The following is a 24809-nucleotide window of genomic DNA, read 5'->3' as shown; positions in this document are numbered from 1 at the left end:
ACAGGGGGATGAGAATGTGTCTAGAAAACGGGATTTGATGTATATCACAGCAGGAACGGTACTCACAGGAATCGGACTCACTCGTTTAGCAAGGCAAGGGAAGAAAGACAAAGAAGCAAACGGAATCGATCAGGTGTTAAAGCAGATAAAAGCACCACTGTTCCCTGATCGTGAATTTAATGTGGTTCATTATGGGGCAGATGCAAAAGGAACCGAGCTTTCAACAGATGCTATCCAGTCTGCCATTGATGATGCGCACCGTTTGAAAGGGGGACGTGTGCTGATTCCAGAAGGGACGTTTGTGACAGGTGCGCTAGAATTGAAGAGTCATGTAGAGCTGCATTTGCATGAGAAAGCGTATGTGGCATTCAGCCAAAACCGAAAGGATTATCTGCCGCTTGTCCTGACAAGATATGAAGGGGTTGAGCTTTATAATTATTCACCTCTCATTTATGCACACCATGCAGAAAACATCGCCATTACAGGAGCTGGAACGCTTGATGGCAGAGGAGATGAGCATCATTGGTGGCCTTGGAAATATGGCACGAATGGCCAGCCTTCTCAAGATCGGGATCGTCAGCTTCTATTTGACATGGCTGAAAAGAGAATACCAGTAGAAGAAAGAGTGTTTGGAGAAGGGCATTATTTAAGATCAAGCTTTATCCAGCCCTACCAATGTCAGCAAGTTCTTATTGAGGGAGTGACAGTGAAGGATTCACCGATGTGGCAAATTCACCCTGTACTAAGTGAACATGTGATTGTCCGTGGAGTTCATATTATCGGGCATGGACCAAACACAGATGGTGTCAATCCGGAGTCTTGCCGGAATGTGCTCATTGAAGATTGTTATTTTGATAATGGCGACGATTGTATTGCCATCAAATCTGGAAGGAACGAGGACGGACGGAGAATAGGGATTCCATCTGAAAACATTGTTATTCGTAGAAATGAGATGCGTGATGGACACGGCGGAGTGACGATTGGGAGTGAAATCTCTGGCGGGGTAAGGTATATCTATGCAGAGAATAATGTCATGGATAGTCCGAACCTTGACCGGGCACTGCGGATTAAAACCAACTCTGTCAGAGGCGGTACCATTGAACATATTTACTTTAAAAACAACACAGTCAAAAGCTTAAAGCATGAAGTGGTCTGTATCGACATGATGTATGAGGAAGGGGATGCGGGTCCACATCGTCCTGTTGTACGTCATATTCAAGTGGAAGGACTGAAAAGCAGCGGCGGACGATATGGTGTGAAAATAGCTGCCTACTCACATTCCCCCGTGACAAACTTCAACATGAAAAATTGTGTCATAGACCATGTGACGTATCCACTTTCTTTGGAGCATGCAGTAGCGCCTTCTTTTCAGAAAGTTGTCATCAATGGGGAACAAATTAATAAATAGATGGGCGTAAAACAGTCTTATTAGAGGCTGTTTTTCTTTTATCAGAACGAAAAAGACGCTTTTAGAAATCACATATACAACCTAACTGCACTGTAGTATAATATTCCCGAAATTAGAAAAGAATTGACGGAAGAGCTTTCGTCAAGCAGTACATAAATCAGGGGGTTCATTCATGAAAAAGTTAACGGCCATTTGGCTATCGCTATTGCTTGTGATGGGTGTTTTAGCAGGATGTGCAGGTGCTGAAACAGACCATAAAGCAAAGAGTTCACAAAATAACGAAACAGCGGCTGCGGCATTTCCTGTCTCGATTAAAGATGCAGCTGGTAAAACAGTCGAAATCAAAGAACAGCCTAAACGTATTGTCTCATTAATTCCAAGTAATACAGAGGTTGCCTATGCGCTTGGTCTTGGAGATAAAATGGTTGGACGATCTGATTTTGACAATTATCCAAAGGAAGTTGAAAAGGTAGAGAAGATTGGCGGACTTGAATTCAATGTCGAGAAGGTGATTTCCTTAAAGCCTGATCTTGTACTAGCTCATGCCTCGCAGATGGGATCAAAAGAGGGATTTAAACAGCTAGAGGATGCAGGAATTCAAGTACTGACTGTAAATGATGCCACTTCCTTTAAGGATGTGTACAAATCGATCAATACGATCGGTGAAGCAACAGGTGCAAAAGAAGCATCAACAAAGCTTGTAGACGAGATGAAAGCAAAATTGAATCACATCAAGAAACAAGCAGAGGCGATCTCCAAAGACAAACAAAAAACAGTCTTTGTTGAAGTTTCAGGTACGCCTGAAATTTATACAACAGGTACTCATACATTTATGGATGAAATGCTTTCTGTTATCCATGCGAAAAATGCTGCTAGTGATCAAACTGGCTGGGTGCAAATGACAGAAGAATCGATTATCAAACGAAACCCTGACGTAATCGTCACAATTGATGGTTCCAGCTTAGCTGATCTGAAAAAGAGAGACGGCTGGAATACGATCAAAGCAGTGAAGGGAAAACAAGTCTTTCAATTGAATACGGATCTCGCATCAAGACCGGGGCCGCGATTGGTTGAAGGAGTCGAGGCTCTTGCGAAAAGCATCTATCCTGACACGTTCAAATAAATTCATCATCGCATACACACTAAGTGCTTTACTTCTTGTGGTAAGCATTGGAATGGGAATCTCCTTTGGAAGCTTAGGGATTCCCATTCCTTCTATTCTCCGTATATTTGTTCATGAACTATTCGGTGTGCAGATAGGCACAATAGATTCAATTGATCGCAATATTATGATGAATATCCGGCTGCCGAGAGTGATATTAGCGGCATTAGTCGGAGCAGCGCTGGCGTTATCTGGTGCAGCCTTTCAAGGTTTATTAAAAAATCCTCTTGCTGACCCATATACACTGGGTGTATCTCAAGGGGCATCAGTTGGAGCCGTCGCGACCCTATTTTTCAGTTTGCAGCTCCCTTTGCTCGGCAGTTTCACACTGCCTTTTTTCAGTATGACAACAGCGCTTGTGACCCTATGTCTCGTCCTCTTTTTTGCGCGTCTTGTCCATCGGGGGATGAGCATCTCCTCTTTAATTTTAACAGGGGTGATTTTCAGTTCTTTTTTGGGCGCGCTTATATCATTGATGATTGCCTTAACGGGTGATGATTTAAAAGAGATTATTCATTGGCTTCTTGGCAGTGTGTCCATGAGGGGCTGGCGCTATATTGTGCTTTTCCTTCCTTTCTTTCTGATTGGGACCTTTGCATTAATGCTGATGGGGCGAGATTTGAATGTCATGACGTATGGCGAGGAGAAGGCAAAGCTATTAGGTGTACATGTGAAAAGGAGCAAATATATCGTGCTGCTTGCTGGATCGATTCTGACTGGTAGTGCAGTAGCAGTGTCAGGGACAATTGGGTTTGTGGGACTTGTGATTCCGCATTTTATTCGCCTCTTAGCGATCACAGACCACCGGCACCTCCTGCCTTTGTCTATGCTGAATGGCGCTTCCTTTCTCGTTTTAGCAGACGTGTTATCACGTACGATCATTGAGCCGACTGAATTACCGATCGGCATCATCACAGCGTTAATTGGTGCCCCTGTATTCGGCATCATCCTCATTCGTAAATACAGAGGAGGGACGCATCTATGATTCAAGTGAAGGAAATCAAAGGTGGATATGGAGAGAAAGAGGTCATACGTGGCATCAGTTTTGAGGTAAATCAAGGGGGATTTCTCGGTATACTTGGTCCAAATGGAAGCGGGAAGTCGACCTTGCTTAAAATGATCTCTGGGCTGCTGGAACCTGACAGTGGTGAGGTACGCCTGAGCGGTCAACTGATTCAATCTTACCGCCCAAAGGCACTTGCGCAAAAAATGGCTGTTCTACCGCAGAAAACGGACCAAGCTTTCTCATTTACAGTGGAAGAAACGGTTCAATTCGGTCGTTATCCATATCAAAAAGGATGGCTGCAATCTGTTACACGAGAAGATATGCAGATCATCAACAAAGTAATGGAACAAACGGATGTTGCACAATTTAAGGATCAATCTATTCATGAGCTAAGCGGGGGAGAACAGCAGCGTGTGTACTTGGCACAGGCATTAGCCCAGCAGCCTGAATATTTATTGCTGGATGAACCAACCAGTTTTCTTGATTTGGCCTATCAAAAGGATTTGCTTGATTTAATTAAAGAAGAGACCACTTCCTCTAGGCTAACGGTGATCGGTGTGTTTCATGATGTGAACATCGCCAGTTTGTATTGTGACCGGCTGCTGCTGCTTGATGAAGGAAAGACGGAAATAGTAGGGCTGCCGCATCACGTCTTGACGCCTGAGCGAATCAACCGTGTGTATGAAACAGATGTAACACCGCTCCAACACCCGCGAAGGGCAAATCCTCAGCTGATCATTGAACCTGCGGGGGCTTCTGTAGCATCAAATGCAAAGTTAGCGGATGGGTGGAAAACGTATGGAGGAGAAGGAATGACGTTTTCCCTCAAACAGCCGCTCCGCATCCTTTCCTCACATCAGAAAAGGGGCGGCTTCTTTTGGAAAAGGTCTCTCGGAACGGGAAGTGACATGCTTCGTGACGAGTTGGATGATCGTGAGGGACTATTGTTTTATAACCTAACGAGTGGACCAAAACAATTTGCTGCTGAAGACACAGACGACGACATGGTGCTTTACGGTATGCGTCATCAAGAAGAGCTGACCATTTGGCTTGTATTGAAAGAGTCTATATCAGACGGATCGTCTGTTCAGCTTATGGGGCAGCTTGTCCACATGATAAAACAGGAGACGAGCATGTCCATTCATCATCTTTGTATCGCTGCTGCGGGTATGCAGGAAACAGAAGATGATGAGCATTTACACGAAAGATTAAAGCAGAAAGTGCACCTCCTTCTTTATTCATTGAATGCCATTTAAAAGTGAACCAAAGGGTTCGCTTTTTGTTTATGATGCGATCACAGTACTTTAGTTAAACAAATACATCCTTTTCACTTCAGGTTATACTAAAAGGACAAAGCAAAAGAAAAGGAGGAACACCAATGAAACTTTATACAAAAACAGGGGATCAAGGTCAAACAGGCTTGATCGGCGGGAGAGCCGATAAGGATGATGTGAGAGTAGAGGCGTACGGCACGTTAGATGAGGCGAATAGCTTCATTGGACTCGCACATGCACATTTACGTCAGCATGGCGAATTGTTTCAAGACATTTTGTCAGAGCTGATTGTGATACAGCACGAGCTGTTTGACTGCGGCGGTGATTTGGCAGTAGTCAAACCACCGAAAGAAGGTAAATTAACTGAAGCGTCTGTAGCAGTCCTTGAGCAAAGAATGGATGACTATGTAGAAGAAGCCGCGCCTCTCACGAAGTTTATTTTACCGGGCGGTCAGGAAGGTGCAGCTCTCTTACATGTGGCGCGGACAGTCGTCAGAAGAGCAGAGCGGCATATGGTGACGCTTGCTAAGCAGGAGGAGATTCCAGCAGTTGCCCTCACATATGTAAACCGGCTCTCTGACTATTTATTTGCAGCCGCCCGAATCGTGAATCATCGGCTCGGTGAAGCGGATGTTGAATATGAACGAAGTGCAAACGTATTTCGGTCTAAATAAAGGAAAGCACTCTTCAAATGAGAAGAGTGCTTTTTTATTGGGTTCTACCGCTCAGTCTGAGCGAAGTTACGACTCTGGTCGCAATGAAAGATCAATCTGCGACACGTTTTGCCAGCTTTCTTTTTTGACTATAGTAAAAGCAAGGAGCAAGAAAGGAGGCATGAAGATGAAAATAACAAGTAAAACCATCATCGGTTCGATTTTAATGTTTGTCGGTCTATCCATCTTCTTCGGTGGCTCACTAGGAGGGCTGATCCCAATTCTGATTGGGGCGTGGCTCATCTATGTAGGTGTAAAGAAATATGAAAAAGGCAGTAAAACCTTCGGCGTCATTCTAGCAGTCATTGGTGTCATGATCGTTGTGCAAGCTCTTCCATTTATCCTTGGAATCGCACTAGCTGGGTGGCTTCTCTACTTCGGCTGGACGATGATCAATGGTAAACAGGCAAAAGAATCATCAAGTAGATCATATATGGAGCCAAACACGTCACCGAAAATGGAAGAACCTATGCACACGTCATTTGATCAAGAATGGGAAGACTTTTTAAAGAAAAAATAAGAGGAGGAAATTCAAATGGTATTCAGAAGAATGAGAGATATGTTTGTTGCAACGGTCAATGAGGGCTTAGATAAAATGGAGAATCCACGTGTCATGCTGAATCAGTACGTTCGTGATATGGAGGACGATATTGCCAAAGCGAAACATGCGATCATCAAACAGCAAACGATTCAACAAGGCTTCCTGCGCAAAGCAGAAGAGACGGAAGCATTTGCTGATAAAAGAAAGAAGCAGGCTGAGCTGGCATTTCATGCAGGAGAAGAAGAATTAGCACGAAAAGCGCTCACAGAAATGAAGTATTTTGAAGAAAAGCATCAGGAATATCAGGAAGCTTATCAGCAATCTGTGAAACAATTAAAAGAGCTGAAAGAGCAATTGCAACAGTTAGAAACGAAGCTGCGTGATATTAAAGACAAGAAGCAGGCACTCATAGCAAGAGCAAATGCCGCACAGGCAAAGCAGCATATGAACGAATCTATGAATAAAGTAGATAGTGAAAGTGCATATAAAGAATTTCTTCGAATGGAGAACCGTATCGAAGAAATGGAGACAAAAGCGGGCAGCTATACACAATTTGAGGATCAAGGAGCATATGCTCATCTAGACTATGCTGATGAGGTTGAAAAAGAATGGCAGAAGCTCAAGCTGGAGAAGAAGCCTGAGCAGCAGCAAGCAAACTAAGAAATCAATGGCAGATCGGAAGAAAAGCAGGATTTTTCTTCCGATATTTGATTTCTTTCTGTTTCGCTTTTCCTTATAATGAAAAGGTCAGAAGATAAAGGGATGGTATGAATGAAGCGATTAATTGGTCTAATTTGTATACTCGTAGGTGTCTTTTTAATGATTGGGATGCTTTTCAAAAACGAAAATCTCTTTCATTTGAGTTTCTCCCGTGAAAAACCAGTCACAACAGCTTCAGCGAAAAAAGATGAAATTGATCAATTAGATATTTCTCTTTCTGGATTTCGCGTGAAGGTAAAACCTGAAAATCGTTCCGATATTTCCGTGATGGTCGTAGGTGGAAAAGGGAAAATGTATGCGGAACAAACAGGCAGTACATTTAAAATCCGTGCTGAAAATAAAGGATTCTTGTTTTTCACTTCATTTGAAAAAGGAGAACTCTTAGTCAAAATGCCAACAGATTATCATAAAAATGTGAAGATTACGGGTGGAAGCGGGGTCAGTGAGATGGACGGCGAAGGGAAGCTGGCATTTGAAGATGTGATCCTCAAATCAACAAGCGGAAACCTCAATGCCGAGAATTTCTCAGCAAACAATGTCGAAATCAAAGCGACATCTGGCAGACTCTCTGTGTCTCACATCGATGCGAAAAATAGCGATATTGGAGCAACCTCAGGGCGTGCCGATATTAAAGATGTCAAAGGCGAAATGCAGCTAGAAATGACAAGTGGTAGATTGACGGCAAGTTTTGATACCATTGAATCACCTGTCTCTTTTCACATGACATCAGGCAGCGCAAAATTTAACCTGCCGGATGAAGGAGATTTTAATGTCCAAGTGAAAAAAACAAGTGGAAGTGTCGATCACACCTATCACTTTGATCAAGCAGATAGTGAAGGTCGAGGCTTTACAGGCACGCGGGGAAAAGGGACACACTTAGTCGATATTGAAATGACAAGCGGAAACTTAAAGCTGCGGTAATGAACGAAACAAAGGAAGGAGGCGAGTCAACTGCGTTTTTCAAGGAATCAAATTTTAGGCATCATTGTCGTGATTTTTGGTATTAATCTATTTCTCAAAATTATTGGGATCGGAGCCGATTTGTTTTGGCCTGTGTTTTTTGCGCTTGCGGGCTATTGGCTGCACTCAAGATCCAAACGTTGGCTCGGTTCAGTTTCCTATATTTTTGCCGGCTTTCTCTTTTTAAAATTCCTGCTCAATATTACATTTAGTCTCACAGGATATTTATTTGCGGCCTTTTTGATATATGCCGGCTATCGCTTATTGAAAAACAAACCTGTTTTTGATGTCGATAAAAAGGAAGCACCGGAGAGCGATAAGCCTTCATTGAAAGTCAATCTTGAAAAAGAGGGCGAGCAAAAGAAAACAAAGAGCCAGACAAAGCCGCGCAAGGAGCATGACTTTTTTATCGGTGAAGTCAGGCTGATGAAAAAGCCGTTTCAATTAAGTGATTTGACGATTTCAGGGTTTATCGGGGATGTCAAAATCGACTTATCAAAGGCCATCATCGCAGAAGAAGAGAGCACGATCGTGATAAGCGGGCTCATCGGAGATGTGGATATTTTCGTACCGCAGGATATTGAAGTATGTGTGAGTGCTTCAGCTGCCATTGGTGATATGAAAATTATTGATGAAAAAAGAAGCGGATTCGGCAGTAAAGTGTATGTGATGACAGACAATTACGATGAGAGCAAACGAAAAGTGAAAATCTCCATCTCTTTACTGATCGGAGATGTGGATGTGAGATACTTATGAGGAAACTCCATCTAGGTATCCAGTGGCAATCTATTCGTCTTGGAGTAGGGATCTCGCTTGGTGTTGTCATCATGACGATGCTGCCCATGTTTTTTTATTATCAGCTTGATCCGATGATTCTCCTCTCTACCCGCTGGTTTGGCATCCCGTTTTTTTGTATTTTACTGATCATTAGTCTTGCCATTGGGTTTTCTGCCTCACATGTATTTGGCTATCAGCATAAAAAGCGTCTTGATCAGCTTGTAGAGTCGATTTTAAAGTTTGAAAATGGGAACTTTGCATACAGACTGCCGTCTCTTGGCGACGATGAAATTGGCTTAGCGGCTGATCAATTAAATGAAATGGCGAAACGAGTGGAAGGTCAAGTAGCCTCTTTGCAAAAGCTCTCGAATGAGCGGGCAGAATGGCAGGTGCAAATGAAAAAGTCGGTCGTCTCAGAAGAACGTCAGCGTTTAGCACGAGAACTGCATGATGCGGTTAGCCAGCAGTTATTTGCGATCTCGATGATGACCTCTGCGATTCTTGAAGTCATGAAGGAAAAGGATGAAAAGATTTTAAAGCAAATGCGCCTAGTCGAACGAATGGCTGGCGATGCACAAAATGAAATGCGTGCGCTTTTGCTTCATCTCAGACCGATCACCCTTGAAGGAAAAGACTTGAAAAAGGGCTTGATTGAGCTCCTAAATGAATTTCAAGCAAAACAGCCGATTGATATTGATTGGGAAATAGAAGATGATGTTCCGCTCTCAAAAGGAGTAGAGGATCACCTCTTCCGAATTGTACAGGAAGCCCTGTCAAATGTATTCAGGCATGCAAAGGCGACAAAGGTGACGGTTCGTCTGCTCATTCGAAATCGGCAGGTGCAGCTGAAGATTATCGACAATGGGATCGGCTTTCAAACCGATCATGTGAAGACGGCCTCCTACGGACTGGAATCAATTCGTGAAAGAACAAGTGAAGTAGGCGGTGTGGCAGAGATTATGTCATTTGAGGGAAAAGGAACACAAATTGATGTGAAGGTTCCCATTTTTGATGAAGGAAAAGGAGAGAACGTTCGATGATTCGAGTGCTTTTAATCGACGATCACGAAATGGTGAGAATGGGGCTTGCTGCTTTTTTAGAGGCACAGGCTGATATTGAAGTCATTGGTGAAGCGTCAGATGGACAAAAAGGTGTAGAGCTCGCAGTTGAATTAAGGCCAGATGTCATTTTAATGGATCTTGTCATGGAAGGCATGGATGGCATCGAAGCAACGAAAAGAATTTGTCAGGAAATTGAAGATGCTCGAATTATCGTTCTGACGAGCTTTATTGACGATGATAAAGTTTATCCAGTGATTGAAGCAGGTGCTTTAAGTTATTTATTAAAAACATCCAAGGCAGGAGAAATTGCAGATGCCATTCGGTCTGCAAGTATCGGCGAACCAAGACTAGAATCAAAAGTAGCTGGAAAGGTGATGAATAAACTTCGTCATTCCTCAAATGGATCGATCCTTCATGATGCATTAACAGCAAGGGAAATGGAAATCTTGAAGCTGATTGCCGATGGGAAATCGAATAAGGTCATCGCTGAGGAACTATTTATTACAATTAAAACAGTGAAGACACATATTACAAACATTCTTTCCAAACTCGATGTAGAAGACCGGACGCAAGCGGCTGTGTATGCGCATCGTCATAAGCTGATTCAATAAAATAAAAAAACAGCTTTCAAAAGAAAGCTGCTAGAACATGCGTAAATTTAGTCCTTCTGTCCTGTGATCGGACGTTCGGATAGTTGATGGAGCTCAGGAACTGGAAAAGCCTCCTGCTCCTCGGCCGATTTGTCTTCTAGGGCTTTCTTCATCTCGGATAATAGCTTTACGCTCTCCTTTGCCAATGCTGCCTTTTTCTCTTGCAAACCAATGATCTGTGAAAGTCCGACGAATATACCGCCTCCAACAAGAAGGAGCGCAGGGGTTTGTCCATAATAGATCACGATCAAAAATGTGCTTGAAAAGCTGTCGGCTTCAATGAAGAAATCTTCTTTTGATTGCATGAATACAACGACTAACAGGAGTATTCCTAGAATCAAAAATAGAATGCCGGCCGAAAGTAAAGCTCGTTTCATGATTGACACCCTTTTTTTCTTACCATTTTAACATACTCTATAAGGATTGTGTTGCGCCCTTAGTCCCGAAGTCACGGATTTTCACATTTGCTTTGTACTGAATATCTGATTCACTAAAAATTTCATCCCAATGTTTTGCATCTTTTCGAAAATCCTTCGGGTAAGCAATACTTGCCTTCTGATAGAACCCGCAAATATCAGCTTTGATCTCATGCTGTAATTCACCGATGAAATCTTTAACGCTTGTCTCTATTCGACGCTTGACAACGCCTTCAATTTCTCTGAGATACTTTTCATTAAAAGCGTTCTCACGTTCATTCCAATCCTCAGACAATCGTCCATCAAGTTCCACTGACACATCAAATTGATATTTTCCGCTGGCTGATTTATTGGTTTTAATATGGTGCTTGAGTTTGAATATCTCAAAAGAGTAGATGCTGTGTTCATATTCAAATTCAATGACTCCACCCAGTCCGTCTCCAGTTAACAGATTGTATGACTGTACTGCTAATGGAGAGATATTGGTGAGAAATCGCTTATTCTTAATAATAGAGGCTCCATCGATCATTAATTTTCCTTGATCAACGCTGACTTTCGGAATAGCGAAAGATACATTGTTTTGCATGGCAGAAGAAATATCTCCTAATGAGCTAGTCTTAAACATGCGAATGGTCGATTTTCTATTCTCAGAAAGATCGTATAAGGTCGTAGAGGCTGGCTGTCCGTCGTCATTGATTTTCAGCATGTCTCCAGGATTCTTAGAGGTCATAAAGACGAGGCCTCCTCTCCTCGTTTCATTGTCTCGAATGAATTGATTAATGACGAGGTCGAAATCATTCTCATTGATGAGTTCCTCAGAAAACAAAAACACCCGTAGCTGCTGTGCGAAAATGCGATGGCTTTTCAGCGCCGTCGTGCGGAATATTTGATGCACAGAATCCCCGTTTGTTTCAATGATTTTCGTAGGGTCTTTGATGTTTGATTCCTGAGAGATCTTTTGAGGAACGAGGACTTGCATAGATACCTTTAATTTATTCCCTTGGTCCCCTTTGTCTACTGCAAATCCAATCGCCATGTTAAGCTCCTCAATATTTGTGCTATCCCAGCAACCACTTAATAGAACCAGCGTCAAAAGAGCAACAGCTGCTTTTTTTTTCATGTTGTGTTCCGCCTCCTTTTGAAAAACACGATGATAAATAAGAGAAACGGGAGAATGCCGAACAGCAGGAAAAAGAGGTTGTTCACATAGGTTAAATAATTTCGCACTGTATCGACATCCTTTGGAAAAATCGCTGCAAAGTAAATGACAATTCCCATTAAAACAAGGACCACTTTTTTAGGAAACTTGGTCAGTTTAGACACCCCGATTGCAGCAAAAAATGTATATCCGACAAAGCTTGTATAAAGCTGAATCAGCCAAACGATAAGCAAAAAGGAGTCAATTCGTTCAATAAAAATCCCCTGAATATCAAATGATTGAAATAAGGCAATGGTCGGCCAAGTCAAAGTCGCCGTTTCTTTAACAGTCAGCGCACCAATCACCATCATATAAGTGAAAATATAAATAATCGCAGGAATCAAAAAGCCGACTGTCCCATAAGCAAAGGTGTGTTTTTGTGTGTTCAGATAAGCAGGCATAAACAGTATCATTTCAATGCCGACAAACGATATGGCAGATGCATTCAAGGAATTGAAGACAGGGGAGAACCCCTCTCCTAAAACGGGACGGAGGTTATCTAACTTAAATTCTTGGAGACTAAGTCCATAAGCGACAAATAAGATGATGAGCGTCACAATCAGTATAAAAGGGAAAAGCCGGGCTAAATCACCAATTCCGCCAATCACCAGATAAAACCCAACTACAATAAAGCTGATCATTGTCACGGCTACTGGCGTGTTTTGAAGCAGAAAGAATTTGACCATTTCCGACATCGCGCGTACTTCATAGCTGGCGACGCCAAGAAAATAAATAATAATCAAGAGATTGGCAAGAGCGCCCAGCCATTTCCCAAGCCCTTCGTTCGTATAATCATAATAAGAGGAGAAGGGGACTTTTTTCATCATCAGGACATTTGCAAAAATAAACACTATGTAAATGACACTCATAAGTAAGAGTGCAATCCAGCCGTCAGGTGTAGCCGCAGCCTGAGCCATCGATCTTGGCAGAATCATCATACTTGCGCCTAGTGTTGTATTTGCAATAATGGCACTTGCCTGATAGCTTGATATCGACTCTTTATGATTGACCATCTCGTTCTCCTTTCTGTTGATTTTTTAAGGGCAATCGAATAATGGAATTGTCCTCGTTTTTATAGCTGAACACAAAATCTGGTGAGAAATACGGTGTGCCAAAACTTTTTTGCCGTGTGAGATGAGTAAGGAGTACGAGCATAAACAGCACAATCCCGTATAAACCAAAGGTAGCCGCAGCAAACATGGACACAAAGCGGAGCACACGAAAGGACATGCCCATCCCGTATTGAGGAACAGTAAAGGACGCAAGGGCCATCACGCTGACGATAATCACCATGATCGAGCTCACAATATGAGCCTGAACGGCTGCCTGGCCAATAACAACCCCGCCAACAAGTCCGATCGTTTGACCGAGCGGGTTTGGCAGCCTTAAGCCGGCTTCCCGCAGGAGCTCAATCGTCATCTCCATGATGAGTGCCTCCACAATAGGCGGAAAGGGGACATTTTCTCTTGTACTTGAGATCGAAATAGCCAAAGTTGTTGGTAAAAGTCCTTGATGGAACGACACAAGCGCAATATAAATGGCTGATAAAAATAATGTCAGAAAGATCGAGGTAAACCGCAGCATACGAATGAGAGAGGCGGCGATCCATCTTTCATAATAATCATCAGGTGATTGCATAATCGTCGCGAGCGAAGCAGGTACAATTAACACAAAAGGTGAATGATCGACAAAAATGGCGACCCGGCCATTATTTAAAGCAGACGCGACTTTATCCGGCCGTTCTGTGTTTTGAATTTGCGGGAAAGGAGAGTACACATTGTCTTCAATGAGCTCCTCAAGAACACCAGAGTCCTGTATATCATCAATGGTGACTTGCTTGAGCCGTTTTTTTACCTCTTTTAAAACAGAGGTTTCAACGATACCGTCAATGTACATGATGGTCACTTGGGTGTATTTCTTTTCCCCGATCTTCATGTTTACTGTTTTGAGGTCAGGGTTTTTCAAGCGCTGTCGCACGAGAGCTAAGTTCGTGTTTAAATCTTCAATGAAGCCAACTTTCGGCCCTCTTACGACTGTTTCAGATGTAGAATCCCCTAAACTGCGTTTCTTCGTTCCATGCGTTTCTAAAATATACGCATGCTGAAATCCATTAATCAGCACCACGCAATGCCCTTCAAAAATCGCATCGATCAATTCTTCAGAGGTCTTCACCGAACGTGTCGTCATCATGGATAAATTAGATTCCAACTTCTCTTTTGTAAGAGAGGTATGATCTTGGAGAAGCAGCTTTAAAAAGGTTTGAATCTCCATCTTTTCGTTCATTTCTTTTATGTATAAATAGTAAACAACCTGCCCGTGAGGCAGCGTTTTTTTCTCATGGACCAAATCATCCATTTCCTTTAATTGCGGGAGAATGACGGAGAGATTATCGTATAAGTGTTCTTTCAATGGAGTCTGATTCAAAAGGATCACCCGCCTCAAATAACTTTTTCTTAGCATTACCTGCTTGAAAAAACAATATTCTGTGTTACATTATTTTGTGGTAAAAGAAAGAATGAGGGTTTTGGAGGAAACAAGATGGCACAAATTCGTTTAGCAGGAACAAAAGAGGAGATTGACCGTATTCTACAGTCGTTTGACAAGCATTATGAAGTGACATATACATCAAAGGATTACGGAAAAACGAACCCAAAATACAAATATTCGAAAGATGTCCGCGTTTATATTGAACTAAAATTAAAATAAAGATAAAATTTTAATTGAAAACGCTTAAAGGATTTTCGTTTTTTGTATAGAATAGAGTTGAGTGTATAAAGCTATGGAGGGATACATAATGACAGAATTTAGAATCGAAAAAGATACAATGGGCGAAATCAAGGTGCCAAAGGACAAGTTCTGGGGTGCACAAACACAACGAAGCAAAGAAAATTTCAAAATCGGTTCTGAGAAAATGCCAAAGGAAGTTGTGAATGCGTTTGCAATATTGAAACGTAGCACAGCGATTGCCAACGAACGTCTTGGCAACCTTGAGAGCGAAAAAGCAGAAGCAATTGCTGCTGTATGTGATGATATCATCAGCGGAAAGTATGACGAGCATTTCCCGCTTGTTGTATGGCAGACAGGTAGCGGGACACAAAGTAACATGAATATGAACGAAGTCGTTGCAAATAGAGCAACTGCTTACTTGAAAGATAAAAATAGTGAGTTCAGCATTCATCCGAATGATGACGTCAACCGTAGCCAAAGCTCAAATGACACATTCCCAACTGCTATGCACGTGGCAGCTGTTTTAGCTGTGTACAAAAAATTATTGCCTGCGATTGATCAATTAAGAGCGACTCTTGATGAGAAGGCAAAAGCATATCAAGAGATTGTTAAAATCGGTCGTACGCATTTGCAAGACGCAACTCCACTGACAGTAGGTCAAGAAATTAGCGGCTGGGTGTACATGCTGGACCGTTCAAAAGAAATGATTCTAGAATCAACTGAAAAAATGAGAGAGCTTGCGATTGGCGGAACAGCTGTTGGTACAGGAATTAACGCACATCCTGAGTTTGGTCAATATGTCGCTGAGGAAATCAGCAAGCTGACAGGTCAAAATTTCAATTCTTCACCAAACAAATTCCATGCGCTGACAAGCCATGATGAAATTACGTATGCACACGGTGCCCTAAAAGCACTTGCAGCTGATTTAATGAAAATTGCCAACGATGTGAGATGGCTGGCAAGTGGTCCTCGCTGCGGAATTGGTGAATTGATCATTCCTGAAAATGAGCCAGGAAGCTCCATTATGCCAGGTAAAGTCAACCCAACTCAAAGTGAAGCATTAACAATGATTGCAGCGCAAATTATGGGAAATGATGCAACTATCGGTTTTGCTGCCAGCCAAGGAAACTTTGAGCTGAACGTATTTAAGCCGGTCATCATCTATAACTTCTTGCAATCAGTTGAATTACTTGCTGACGGCATGAACTCATTCCATGACAAGTGTGCAGTTGGAATCGAACCAAACCTAGAAACAATCGAGAAAAACTTGAACGATTCATTGATGCTTGTGACGGCACTTAACCCGCACATCGGATATGAAAATGCAGCGAAAATTGCAAAGCTTGCTCACAAAGAAGGATTAACGTTAAAAGAAGCAGCACTTCAATTAGAGCTGTTAACAGAAGAGCAGTTTGAAGAGTTTGTGAAACCAGAAGAAATGGTGACACCGAAAGCAAAATAAAAACCAGGGGCGGCTGCCCTTGGTTTTTTTCATTGAACGTGATGTGGACAAAAATGAAACCCAGGTTCTGCCTTGGGTTCTACAAATGATCCTCTTTCAAAATACGCAAAAGTGACTCAGATACGGATTGGAGCGGTGCGAACAATTTCAGTTGATGCAGCATACCTTTCACGATGACTTGTCTAGGTTTTTGTTTGTTTAATTCGTTTTCTAGAATGCCGAGTGCTTCAAATAAATCAGGCTCGTCTTTCACTTCATAATGTGCTTCAGCTTGCTCTCTTAATTCTTTTAAAAGAGATTCTGTCAGCGGGTCGAATGACCGTTCATAAATAGGACCAAACCAATCGCTCGCTTGATCTACAGAGATGAGCGGAAGATCATGTCGCGCCATCATACCGCCCATCAAATCATCGATACGGTGAATCATCGTTGCGGCTAGCTCCTCAGCCTCCAACTGAAAATCATATAAAATCGCAAGCTCGAAATAAACGTGGCTCATGCCCTCAATTGTCAAACAAAGATCAGCCATATAAGGAATCGCTGCATCTCCATATACCTGCTTAATGTTATCAATGTGAAGCTGAATAGTGGCAAGTCTGATTTGTTTTGCGAGCTGCTGCGTTTCTTCATTCATTGGCAGTGCTCGATCGCTCAGCTGCATTTTAATAAAATCCTTTTGCTGCAAAATATTATCGTAGTAGACAGTAAGCTGCTTGCGGTAGGCTTCCTTTGGTGTGCCGCCCTCTGTTTGAACCTCGTGGATCCGGGTAAATACCTTATCGTAATAGTAATGTAAGATTGAAATGAGCAGTGCTTCCTTTGATTTAAAATAAAGATAAAAAGCACCCTTTGACATGTGGCATTCATCCGCAATTTCCTGAACAGACGTTGTATTGTAGCCTTTACTGGCAAACAATTTCATGCCAGCCTCAATGATCATTTTCTCTTTCTTTTTCAATATGAATGTCATCCTTTCTTACCGAGAGACAAATGTCTTAGGAAACGTGCGCAAAGAGATGTGACTTATCGGTCATAAACGACGAAAGTTTTCAAAAATTAATCAGATTGTAACTTGTTTTTTACAGTGTAATTCTTTATATTATAAAGTAAGGTGACCAACTGGTCAAAAAATGTGAAAGGATGATGTTCCATGAGAGAAATTGATGATATGATAAGACGCTTGCGAACAAAAGGAATTCAAGTAGAAAAAGTCAAAATGCCAAAAGAGACAACCATTGAAAAGAAATGGATGTATCAAGCTGGCAAGAAAATCAAAGCCACATACCGTGATTTCAATGGGTATTCATTCATCTAAAAAAGACTGCGGTCAAAAACCTACAGTCTCTTCTTTGGAACCGTGATCGTATAACGTACACCTAGATCATCATTTTCAATTGATATAGACGCTTGATGCATGGAGAGAATTTTTTTGACAATGCTTAATCCAATACCGAATTCGCCCTTTTTTCCCTTACTAAAAGGTTCGTATAGGCTGGATAGCATATGTTCTTCAATTGGAGGACCGTCATTACGAATGACAATGCGTATTTGATCCTCTTCCTGTTTCATTTGAATATCAATTTTCCTTTTTGCGTAGCGAAGTTGATTTTCTAGGACATTTTCAAATAATTTGCTCCATTGTTCTGGATCGCCTTCAAGAGCAGCCTCATCATCTAAGTCCACGTTCCACTGTAATTCATTTTTCGACCAGCGTATTCGGTCGACCACTTCCAGCATCGTATTACTGAGTAGGAAGGAAGCATGTGCAGGGTGTTGATTTGATAAATAATCAAGCTTTGTTAAGTACAGCAAATCCTTGATTTTCTTCTCAAGCTTTTCCGCTTCACCTTCAATGACTTCCACTGTTTGTTCAAGATCCCCCTTAGGAAAAATACCATCTTTAATCGACTGCGTATAGCCGCGGATGACCATGACAGGTGTCTTTAAGTCATGTGATATATTTTGCAAAAGAGTCCGTTCTGTTTCATCCTTTTGAATGAGTTTTTGTCTCATTTCTTCAATGGTATGACCAAGCTTTCCGATTTCATCTTGCCGGTCAACGATGACAGGATCGTCCCAGTCCTCTTGTGCAATCCGCTTCACGTGCTTTTCAAACGCAACGATTGGACGGGATAAGTAGCGGGCAAGCCAAATCGATGGAATCCAGCTTAATAAAATAACGGTGCCCAAGATAAAGATCAGCTGTTTAAACAGCGTAAAGGACAGGTCATCTCGATAAGAGTCTGGCGCATAAGACAAAAGAATATATTGTGTATTGCCTGTTGATACTTTTTTGATGACAAAAAAGATGTGCTGGCCATTCACCTCTTCAGAATAGCGTTTCGTTGCGCTTTTTTGTTTTTTCACAAAGGCTTGGATTTTCTCAATAAAGGCGTGCGGGAAAAACTGCCCCATTTGGTTTAATTCATCTGACGGAATCAGAATGTGTTGCACCGAGCGGTTTTCCGGTGTCGACTTTGGCGAGCCGTCTCGGTTCAACGGATATTCTGTGAGCACCTGCTGTTCATTTTCGATATTTTTATAAATCTCATTCGTGAAAAAATTTCGTAATGTATTGGAAAATAGGATGATCAGAACAATCGAGATGGTGAGTAAAATACCAGAGATGACGATCCAAATTTGAAAAGCGAGTGGTTTGTTCTTCATCCTTTTAGCATCCTATAGCCAAATCCATAGATGGTCTCGACCTTTAAGTCGGGCATTTTTTTGCGCAATCGTCTGACAAGGTCATCCACCACACGATCTGTCCCAAAGTAATCGTGTCCCCAAATTTTGACGAGAATATCTTCACGAGAAAAAGCATGTCCTTGATGATGTGTAAATAAAAGCAGCAAGTCAAATTCCTTAGAAGTTAAGTTAATCAGCTGATCTCCTTCATACACCTCTCTTACATCCTCATGAATGACATAAGAGGAAACGGGTGTAACACTTTGTTGCTGCGGAGTATCGCTGTTTTTGTACACAAGCTCAAGCAGCTTTTGCACCCGAATGATCAGCTCGCGCGGAAGAAATGGCTTCGCAATATAGTCACTGCTTCCTAGCTCTAAACCGAGGACACGATCGATATCTGCGTCGCGTGCTGAAATGAAAATGACCGGTACGTTAGGTGATGCGGCTTTGATTTCTTTAATCAGTGTGTAGCCATCTGTATCAGGCAGCATGATATCTAAAATCCATAGATGCGGCGGCTTATTCATTGCTTCGCGTGCCGCTTCTCCGGTTAAAAAAGAGGAGACATTCCAATTTTCACTTTCTAAATATTTGGTTAAAAGTTCGTTTAAGTTTTGTTCATCTTCCACTAAATAAATGGTGTACGACAAAGTCTTCCACATCCTCTCAACGTCATTATAACGGGATACAAAGGCGGCATGTCAACAATCATATGCTTTTTTCACAATTTCACATATTCTTCTCATTATTATCCCATAATGTTTGTTTATGATAAGCTCAAGGGAAAAAAGGGCATAGACAAAAGGCAGATCAATAGGTGCTTTTCACGAATGTGCGCACCTTGCTTTTTTTCTATGAATAAGTATTATATAATTTGACATATTGTCATGTAGTATCTTCAATGATGTTGCCATTAAGAGGACATGAGTCCGATCTACACATATGAATCAAGCAAGTCATGAACATGATGTAAAGGAGTGTAAGCGATGGATTTCCGAAGAGAAGATGAAGAGAAGAAGTTGAATCAACAAGAAGATGTACATCAAGAGAATGAGAAACAAATAGACGAACCTGAAAAAGAAAAGGAACTCGTTTTTCAACCTCATGAAAACGAAGCTTCTGCCACTCAGGAGAGTGTGACAAACCATTCTCCTCAAATGGGGGATGACCGTGTGTCGAAAAAGGAGAAAAAGCGGAAAGCAGCATGGCTCAGTCCGATCCTTGGAGGAATTATTGGCGGAGGCCTTGTGCTTGGCATTACACCGCTTTTGCCGCAGTCACAGAACACAGCAGCAAACACTCAAACGCAAACAGCGTCAAGTGAACCGGCAGCCTCTGAAAATTTCTCAACAAAACAAATCACCAATGCCACGAATGTTTCTGATATGGTAGAAGATTTAGAGCCAACCATTGTGGGAGTCTCAAACTATCAATCTACCCAAAATTCGTTTGGCCTTAGCGGTGATTCAACAGAAGCTGAAGCTGGAACGGGTTCTGGTGTCATCTTTAAAAAAGATGGCAAAAAAACGTACATTATTACAAATAACCACGTAGTCGAGGGTGCCAATAAATTGAAGGTCACACTTTATGACGGAAAAACAAAAGACGCGAAGCTTGTCGGCAGTGACGTGATGACAGATTTAGCTGTTGTCGAAATCAATGCAGACGGCATTGATAAAGTGGCGAGCTTTGGTGATTCTTCTAAGCTCCGTGCTGGAGACAAAGTGATTGCAATTGGGAACCCGCTTGGTGCCCAGTTCTCTGGTACTGTGACAGAAGGGATTATTAGTGGTCTTGATCGTACAGTTGAAGCGAACACATCATCTGGTACGGTGGAAATGAATGTACTGCAAACAGATGCAGCGATCAATCCAGGAAACAGCGGTGGACCGCTTATCAATACAGATGGTCAAGTCATTGGTATCAATAGCTTAAAAATTAGCGAAAGCGGTGTGGAATCACTCGGCTTTGCGATTCCAAGTAACGATGTCAAACCGATTGTAGATGAGCTGTTGAAAAACGGAAAGGTTGAACGTCCTTATCTTGGCGTACAAATGATTGACCTTGAGCAAGTGCCTGAAACGTATCAAGAAAATACGCTCGGCCTATTTGATAAACAAATCGGCAAAGGGATTTACGTAAAGGATGTATCAAAAGGATCACCTGCACAAAAAGCAGGCTTGAAGTCTGGAGATGTCATCATCAAGTTTAAAGGGAAAAACGTGGCGAACAGCTCTCAGCTGAAAGAAATTTTGTACAAAGAAACAAAAGTCGGCGATAAAACGACAATGACTGTTATTCGTGAAGGGAAAAACAAGAACCTAGACATTACCCTCGGACAGTCTGAAACTGAATAAATGAAAAAACAGGTGGACGTTAAAGGTCTACCTGTTTTTTTATGCTTATTTTCTTGAAGAGAGTGTACGTAATATGATCTTTTCCCACATGCTCCAAGGTAGGAGCTGCTTTGCTGTGAATGAAAGCCGCACTCCTTTCCCAATCGGATATCTCAGCTTTTTCAGCCGCTTCTTCTCGGCTAATCGAATCACAAGCTCTGCGACTTCACGCGGGTCCCCGTAGTTTGATTTCTGGGCATTGATATGAGCCATCATTTTTTGATAGAGGTGTATGTATTTCGAGCCTTCCTCTGGCTGCAACATGTGCTCGTTCATAGACGTGTTCCAAATATTCGTTTGGAAAGAGCCTGGCTCGATCAAGGCTGCCTGTATACCGAACGATGCCAGTTCAATGCGCAAGCTCTCTGTGTAGCCCTCTAAAGCAAACTTGGAGGATACATAAGGAGAAAGTGCGGGCATTCCCATTAATCCGCTGATGCTGCTCATATTGAATATCTTTGCACCATTTGTCATCAGCGGAAGGACGGCTTGTGTCACTTCCATGACTCCGAAAACATTGACATCAAATTGCTGGCGGTACGTGTCAACAGGAACCTCTTCAGCAAAACCCGCATAGGCTGTTCCAGCATTGTTGACAAGCAAGGTAATGGGGGCGTAAGTATGCAACTTTTTCTGAAATGCTTGAATTGACTGCGTGTCTGTCACATCTAATGCTTCAATATGTATCGCTTCGGCTAACGAGGCTTGCTCGATTTCTTCAGCAAGCTTTTTCGCATTGGCTTCCTGCCTGACACCTGCAATCACTGTATAGCCTTGCTTGGCGAGCCCTATCGTGATGAGCTTGCCAAAGCCGCTATTGGCACCAGTTACAATGGCTGTCCTTTTCATCATCTCGTACCTCCTTTTTGTTTCAATTTACCATAGACCGCTCTTTTATTGAATAACGAAAAGAAGGATGGAGAAGAATAAAAAGCGATGATAAGAAATAGGAGGAAGCGCATGATGTGTTGGAAGAAGGCGGGACAAATAGGAGTGCTGCTTTTTATGCTGTCTGGCTGCCAATCGATTGAGCCGCTCCAGCAAACAAAGGAAGCGGAAGCAGAGAGTCTCTCAGCGGTTCAAATGAAGGAACTTCCATTTGAGCATCTCCACCTGCATGTTCAATACGGGCAGAAAAGCGAATTATACGAAGCCACCTATCGTCAGGCGAAAGGAAAAGAAGAAGCACTGATTCGTGATCATATGAACGGTGTCCGCTATGAAGGTGAAGAAGCTTTACGCGAGATGAAGATGAAGCTAAATGATATGTCGATTCCTAGTACGAAGATCAATGAAACGTATGTCAATGAGCTATTAGCTGCTTTTAATTTAGACGATGATTATCAGCGAATTCAGGTCGATATGAAGCTTGAAGATGGGACCAAACGTACATTCCAAAAGAAGAAGTAAAACGGAACTTTCTCATTTTTTAATTGAAAATGATTTTCAAAATCACTTAAATCTGATACACTAAATTGAGATAAGTGATCTTTTGCGTCTATATATAGACGATATTTCATATAAAAAATTTGCATGAGAAAAGGAGCGTTTGAGCGGAATGAGTGCCATTTCTACTGAAGGTTTAAGCTTAGGCTACGGAGAAACAATGATCATAGATGAACTAAATGTATCGATCCCTAAGGGTGAAATCACAGTATTTATTGGCAGCAATGGATGCGGTAAATCCACGCTACTTCGCTCTTTGGCCCGTCTCATGAAGCCAATGGGTGGGTCTGTCCTGCTTGAAGGTCATTCCATTGCCAAATTACCAACAAAGGAAGTAGCGAAACAGCTCGCTATTCTTCCGCAAGGACCAGAAGCGCCAGAAGGATTAACCGTGCATCAGCTAGTGAAGCAAGGCAGATATCCTTATCAAAATTGGCTGAAGCAGTGGTCAAAGCAAGACGAAGAAGCGGTGAATCGTGCACTGAAGTCAACAAAGATGGAAGACCTCGCTGATCGAACGGTCGATTCATTATCAGGTGGACAAAGGCAGCGTGCATGGATTGCGATGACGTTAGCGCAGGAGACGGATATCATTTTGTTAGATGAGCCGACGACGTATTTAGATATGACGCATCAAATTGAAATTCTCGACCTTCTGTTTGACTTAAATGAAAAAGAGCAGCGCACGATTGTCATGGTTCTTCATGACCTGAATCTCGCATGTAGATATGCTCATCACCTTGTAGCGATTAAAGACAAGACGATTTATGCAGAAGGAAGACCAGAAACGGTCATTAATTGTGATCTTGTGAAAAATGTTTTCGATATGAACTGCCAAGTGACAACAGATCCTTTATTCGGAACTCCATTATGTATTCCGCACGGCAGAGGACGCTGTATTGTGCAGCAAGCGCAAGCGGAGACATTTCTCGCTGCAAGATAATTGTATGTCAAAAGCCTGACATCTGTTACGTACAGAGTCAGGCTTTTTTCTGAAAAAGGAGCGGAAGATCAATGGGAAATGAACTAGATGAAAAGCTGGAAGGCTTGCTTGAGAAATATACTGAGCTACTCCTTGGCGAATCAACAGACGCACTGAAACAAGATGTGAAACAATGGGTGATCTACTCTCATATCGCAAAAAGCATGCCGCCTCTAGCAAAGCATTTTAATGAATCGTATCCAGAGGCTAAGGAAGAAATCAAAGAAACCATTCAGCGAATCAAACAAATGAACGAAGCTCATCGAGCGAATCAAGATCGTTAAAAAAACTGCCAGCTACATACTGGCAGTTTTTCTTTATGACATCTGTGATGGTCCGTATGGAGATTGTTCTGTCAGTGTTTGCTGAAATTTCTGGTGCGCCTGCTGGAGCTTTTGCTGTTCAGCGGCTTCAACAGAATACCAGCCATATCGGAACATGACATCATATAAATGTCTTTGTGTTTTCTGAGTTTCTAGCGCAATTCGCTGAATATCCTGATAAAGAGATTCATGACTGAATTCATTGAGCGCTGTGTTGTATCCGCTTGTCATATATTTTTCAGTCGACAAGAGATCTGTGACAAAATCACGATCATTCATGTTTGTTGTCGTGGGAACCGGAGTTTGAGGATTCCCGATTTTTTGTTGGTTTTGTTGTTCCATGTTTTTTCCTCCTATTGCATAAAGCCAGTAGACTGGCCTTGCCCTGAGCTGCCTAAATGCTGAAGAATTTGTGTGTAATGCTGATGGTGCATTTGGCCCACTTGATTTAATTCTTGTTTCAATGTTTGATCCTGGCAATGCTCGGCCATAAAGTGAGCCTTTTTCATAGCGATCAAGTTCCAATTCAGCATATCCTCTAAGTACAAGGAATCTTTCACTGAAATGACTTGCGGGGGCATATTCATTTGCTGATTGTTCAAGGTGTGTTCCTCCTTACAATTTTGTTTCCTTACTGATTTTTTTTATATTGTTGATTTTGACTAGTCTTTTTGCCGCCTAGGTCTGCTTCCTGTGATGGACCTGCGTTTCCTTTTACACTTGCAGCACTTACGCCTGCTTTCGATGGGTTTTTCTTCAAACGAGACATGTGGACATCACCTCCATTCTTACAATGCCCTCTCATCTTTAATTCATACGCCGCAAAGTAAGGCACATGAGAATGTGTAAATTTTTGAAATCCGCTCTTGAACTGTTTCGGAAAATCTTTTAAGATA

The 24809-nt window shown here is 42.1% G+C and carries 29 protein-coding genes; 18 read left to right on the top strand and 11 right to left on the bottom strand.

Features of this window, described 5'->3' with window-relative positions:
• Nucleotides 1–16: 16 nt before the first annotated feature.
• The 11 genes from NSS78_RS15410 (at nucleotide 17) to NSS78_RS15360 (ending at nucleotide 10233) form a co-directional block, all read left to right on the top strand.
• A complete protein-coding gene (locus NSS78_RS15410) occupies nucleotides 17–1408 on the top strand; it encodes a glycoside hydrolase family 28 protein (RefSeq protein WP_212045530.1) in 1392 nt (463 codons plus the stop codon).
• Nucleotides 1409–1580: 172 nt separating this feature from the next.
• A complete protein-coding gene (locus NSS78_RS15405) occupies nucleotides 1581–2531 on the top strand; it encodes an ABC transporter substrate-binding protein (RefSeq protein WP_212045529.1) in 951 nt (316 codons plus the stop codon).
• A complete protein-coding gene (locus tag NSS78_RS15400; RefSeq protein ID WP_003212738.1) occupies nucleotides 2497–3555 on the top strand; it encodes an iron ABC transporter permease in 1059 nt (352 codons plus the stop codon). Before NSS78_RS15405 ends, NSS78_RS15400 begins: the two co-directional genes overlap by 35 nt.
• On the top strand, nucleotides 3552–4832 hold the full coding sequence (locus NSS78_RS15395) for a heme ABC transporter ATP-binding protein (RefSeq protein ID WP_327839836.1): 1281 nt from the start codon (nucleotides 3552–3554) through the stop codon (nucleotides 4830–4832). The genes NSS78_RS15400 and NSS78_RS15395 overlap by 4 nt, the downstream gene beginning before the upstream one ends.
• Nucleotides 4833–4954: 122 nt before the next feature.
• A complete protein-coding gene (locus NSS78_RS15390) occupies nucleotides 4955–5524 on the top strand; it encodes a cob(I)yrinic acid a,c-diamide adenosyltransferase (protein WP_212045527.1) in 570 nt (189 codons plus the stop codon).
• Between the two features lie 166 nt (nucleotides 5525–5690).
• Nucleotides 5691–6083 (top strand): hypothetical protein, encoded by a 393-nt coding sequence (locus NSS78_RS15385; RefSeq protein WP_050944105.1) that lies wholly within the window; start codon nucleotides 5691–5693, stop codon nucleotides 6081–6083.
• A gap of 15 nt (nucleotides 6084–6098) precedes the next feature.
• Nucleotides 6099–6764: a PspA/IM30 family protein gene (locus NSS78_RS15380; RefSeq protein ID WP_003213665.1), complete on the top strand. Its 666-nt coding sequence runs from the start codon at nucleotides 6099–6101 to the stop codon at nucleotides 6762–6764.
• A 111-nt stretch (nucleotides 6765–6875) separates the two neighbouring features.
• On the top strand, nucleotides 6876–7745 hold the full coding sequence (locus NSS78_RS15375) for a DUF4097 domain-containing protein (protein WP_137054420.1): 870 nt from the start codon (nucleotides 6876–6878) through the stop codon (nucleotides 7743–7745).
• 30 nt (nucleotides 7746–7775) lie between these two features.
• Nucleotides 7776–8540 carry a cell wall-active antibiotics response protein LiaF gene (gene liaF / locus NSS78_RS15370; RefSeq protein ID WP_034620120.1) on the top strand — a complete coding sequence of 255 codons (765 nt, stop codon included), beginning with the start codon at nucleotides 7776–7778 and terminating at the stop codon, nucleotides 8538–8540.
• Nucleotides 8537–9601, top strand: a complete 1065-nt coding sequence (liaS, locus tag NSS78_RS15365; RefSeq protein WP_003212649.1) for a two-component system sensor histidine kinase LiaS — start codon at nucleotides 8537–8539, stop codon at nucleotides 9599–9601. The genes liaF and liaS overlap by 4 nt, the downstream gene beginning before the upstream one ends.
• Nucleotides 9598–10233, top strand: coding sequence for a response regulator transcription factor (locus tag NSS78_RS15360; RefSeq protein WP_003213157.1), 636 nt, complete (start codon nucleotides 9598–9600; stop codon nucleotides 10231–10233). The genes liaS and NSS78_RS15360 overlap by 4 nt, the downstream gene beginning before the upstream one ends.
• 47 nt (nucleotides 10234–10280) lie before the next feature.
• Here NSS78_RS15360 and NSS78_RS15355 read toward each other — a convergent pair whose 3' ends face one another.
• The 4 genes from NSS78_RS15355 to NSS78_RS15340 are packed head-to-tail and all read right to left on the bottom strand — an operon-like array spanning nucleotide 10281 to nucleotide 14310.
• On the bottom strand, nucleotides 10281–10649 hold the full coding sequence (locus NSS78_RS15355; RefSeq protein ID WP_003212877.1) for a hypothetical protein: 369 nt from the start codon (nucleotides 10647–10649) through the stop codon (nucleotides 10281–10283).
• 37 nt (nucleotides 10650–10686) lie between these two features.
• Nucleotides 10687–11808 carry a Ger(x)C family spore germination protein gene (locus NSS78_RS15350; protein ID WP_212045526.1) on the bottom strand — a complete coding sequence of 374 codons (1122 nt, stop codon included), beginning with the start codon at nucleotides 11806–11808 and terminating at the stop codon, nucleotides 10687–10689.
• Complete coding sequence (locus NSS78_RS15345; protein ID WP_106029297.1) at nucleotides 11805–12899, bottom strand: endospore germination permease; 1095 nt, start codon at nucleotides 12897–12899, stop codon at nucleotides 11805–11807. The genes NSS78_RS15350 and NSS78_RS15345 overlap by 4 nt, the downstream gene beginning before the upstream one ends.
• Nucleotides 12886–14310 (bottom strand): spore germination protein, encoded by a 1425-nt coding sequence (locus NSS78_RS15340; RefSeq protein ID WP_212045525.1) that lies wholly within the window; start codon nucleotides 14308–14310, stop codon nucleotides 12886–12888. The genes NSS78_RS15345 and NSS78_RS15340 overlap by 14 nt, the downstream gene beginning before the upstream one ends.
• Before the next feature lie 114 nt (nucleotides 14311–14424).
• On the opposite strand from NSS78_RS15340, the gene NSS78_RS15335 reads away from it, so the two are divergent.
• Complete coding sequence (locus NSS78_RS15335) at nucleotides 14425–14592, top strand: YvzF family protein (protein ID WP_003213147.1); 168 nt, start codon at nucleotides 14425–14427, stop codon at nucleotides 14590–14592.
• 88 nt (nucleotides 14593–14680) lie between these two features.
• A complete protein-coding gene (gene fumC, locus NSS78_RS15330; protein ID WP_137054422.1) occupies nucleotides 14681–16075 on the top strand; it encodes a class II fumarate hydratase in 1395 nt (464 codons plus the stop codon).
• A 79-nt stretch (nucleotides 16076–16154) separates the two neighbouring features.
• Here fumC and NSS78_RS15325 read toward each other — a convergent pair whose 3' ends face one another.
• Nucleotides 16155–17033, bottom strand: coding sequence for a TetR/AcrR family transcriptional regulator (locus NSS78_RS15325; RefSeq protein WP_050944099.1), 879 nt, complete (start codon nucleotides 17031–17033; stop codon nucleotides 16155–16157).
• Between the two features lie 192 nt (nucleotides 17034–17225).
• Between NSS78_RS15325 and spxO the strand changes: the two genes are divergently transcribed.
• Nucleotides 17226–17390 (top strand): anti-adapter protein SpxO, encoded by a 165-nt coding sequence (gene spxO / locus NSS78_RS15320; protein WP_003212782.1) that lies wholly within the window; start codon nucleotides 17226–17228, stop codon nucleotides 17388–17390.
• A 20-nt stretch (nucleotides 17391–17410) separates the two neighbouring features.
• Here spxO and NSS78_RS15315 read toward each other — a convergent pair whose 3' ends face one another.
• Both NSS78_RS15315 and NSS78_RS15310 read right to left on the bottom strand, forming a co-directional pair.
• Complete coding sequence (locus NSS78_RS15315) at nucleotides 17411–18742, bottom strand: HAMP domain-containing sensor histidine kinase (RefSeq protein ID WP_106032222.1); 1332 nt, start codon at nucleotides 18740–18742, stop codon at nucleotides 17411–17413.
• Complete coding sequence (locus tag NSS78_RS15310; protein WP_212045524.1) at nucleotides 18739–19416, bottom strand: response regulator transcription factor; 678 nt, start codon at nucleotides 19414–19416, stop codon at nucleotides 18739–18741. The genes NSS78_RS15315 and NSS78_RS15310 overlap by 4 nt, the downstream gene beginning before the upstream one ends.
• Nucleotides 19417–19752: 336 nt before the next feature.
• On the opposite strand from NSS78_RS15310, the gene NSS78_RS15305 reads away from it, so the two are divergent.
• On the top strand, nucleotides 19753–21123 hold the full coding sequence (locus tag NSS78_RS15305; protein WP_342468153.1) for a trypsin-like peptidase domain-containing protein: 1371 nt from the start codon (nucleotides 19753–19755) through the stop codon (nucleotides 21121–21123).
• Nucleotides 21124–21168: 45 nt separating this feature from the next.
• Here the strand turns inward: NSS78_RS15305 and NSS78_RS15300 are convergent, their stop codons facing one another.
• Nucleotides 21169–22014, bottom strand: coding sequence for an oxidoreductase (locus NSS78_RS15300; protein ID WP_212045523.1), 846 nt, complete (start codon nucleotides 22012–22014; stop codon nucleotides 21169–21171).
• 111 nt (nucleotides 22015–22125) lie between these two features.
• Here NSS78_RS15300 and NSS78_RS15295 point away from each other — a divergent pair, with 111 nt between their 5' ends.
• From NSS78_RS15295 to NSS78_RS15285, 3 genes are all read left to right on the top strand, one after another.
• On the top strand, nucleotides 22126–22572 hold the full coding sequence (locus NSS78_RS15295; protein ID WP_212045522.1) for a YusW family protein: 447 nt from the start codon (nucleotides 22126–22128) through the stop codon (nucleotides 22570–22572).
• 148 nt (nucleotides 22573–22720) lie between these two features.
• Entirely contained in the window at nucleotides 22721–23551 is an 831-nt protein-coding gene (locus tag NSS78_RS15290; protein WP_003213584.1) for an ABC transporter ATP-binding protein, read from the top strand.
• 71 nt (nucleotides 23552–23622) lie between these two features.
• Nucleotides 23623–23874, top strand: a complete 252-nt coding sequence (locus NSS78_RS15285; RefSeq protein WP_003213733.1) for a YusU family protein — start codon at nucleotides 23623–23625, stop codon at nucleotides 23872–23874.
• 33 nt (nucleotides 23875–23907) lie between these two features.
• Here NSS78_RS15285 and NSS78_RS15280 read toward each other — a convergent pair whose 3' ends face one another.
• From NSS78_RS15280 to NSS78_RS15270, 3 genes are read right to left on the bottom strand one after another with little or no spacing between them, the layout of a single operon-like run.
• Nucleotides 23908–24255: a spore coat protein gene (locus NSS78_RS15280; RefSeq protein WP_058013724.1), complete on the bottom strand. Its 348-nt coding sequence runs from the start codon at nucleotides 24253–24255 to the stop codon at nucleotides 23908–23910.
• An 11-nt stretch (nucleotides 24256–24266) separates the two neighbouring features.
• Complete coding sequence (locus tag NSS78_RS15275) at nucleotides 24267–24500, bottom strand: hypothetical protein (protein ID WP_223250686.1); 234 nt, start codon at nucleotides 24498–24500, stop codon at nucleotides 24267–24269.
• Nucleotides 24501–24544: 44 nt separating this feature from the next.
• On the bottom strand, nucleotides 24545–24682 hold the full coding sequence (locus tag NSS78_RS15270) for a YuzL family protein (RefSeq protein ID WP_003212904.1): 138 nt from the start codon (nucleotides 24680–24682) through the stop codon (nucleotides 24545–24547).
• Nucleotides 24683–24809 lie beyond the last annotated feature (127 nt).

It is taken from the genome of Bacillus sp. FSL W8-0920 (assembly GCF_038593215.1).
In the GTDB taxonomy this organism is placed as follows: domain Bacteria; phylum Bacillota; class Bacilli; order Bacillales; family Bacillaceae; genus Bacillus; species Bacillus pumilus.
Note: the sequence above shows the minus strand (reverse complement) of the source record. Positions and strands in the feature narration are given on the sequence as shown.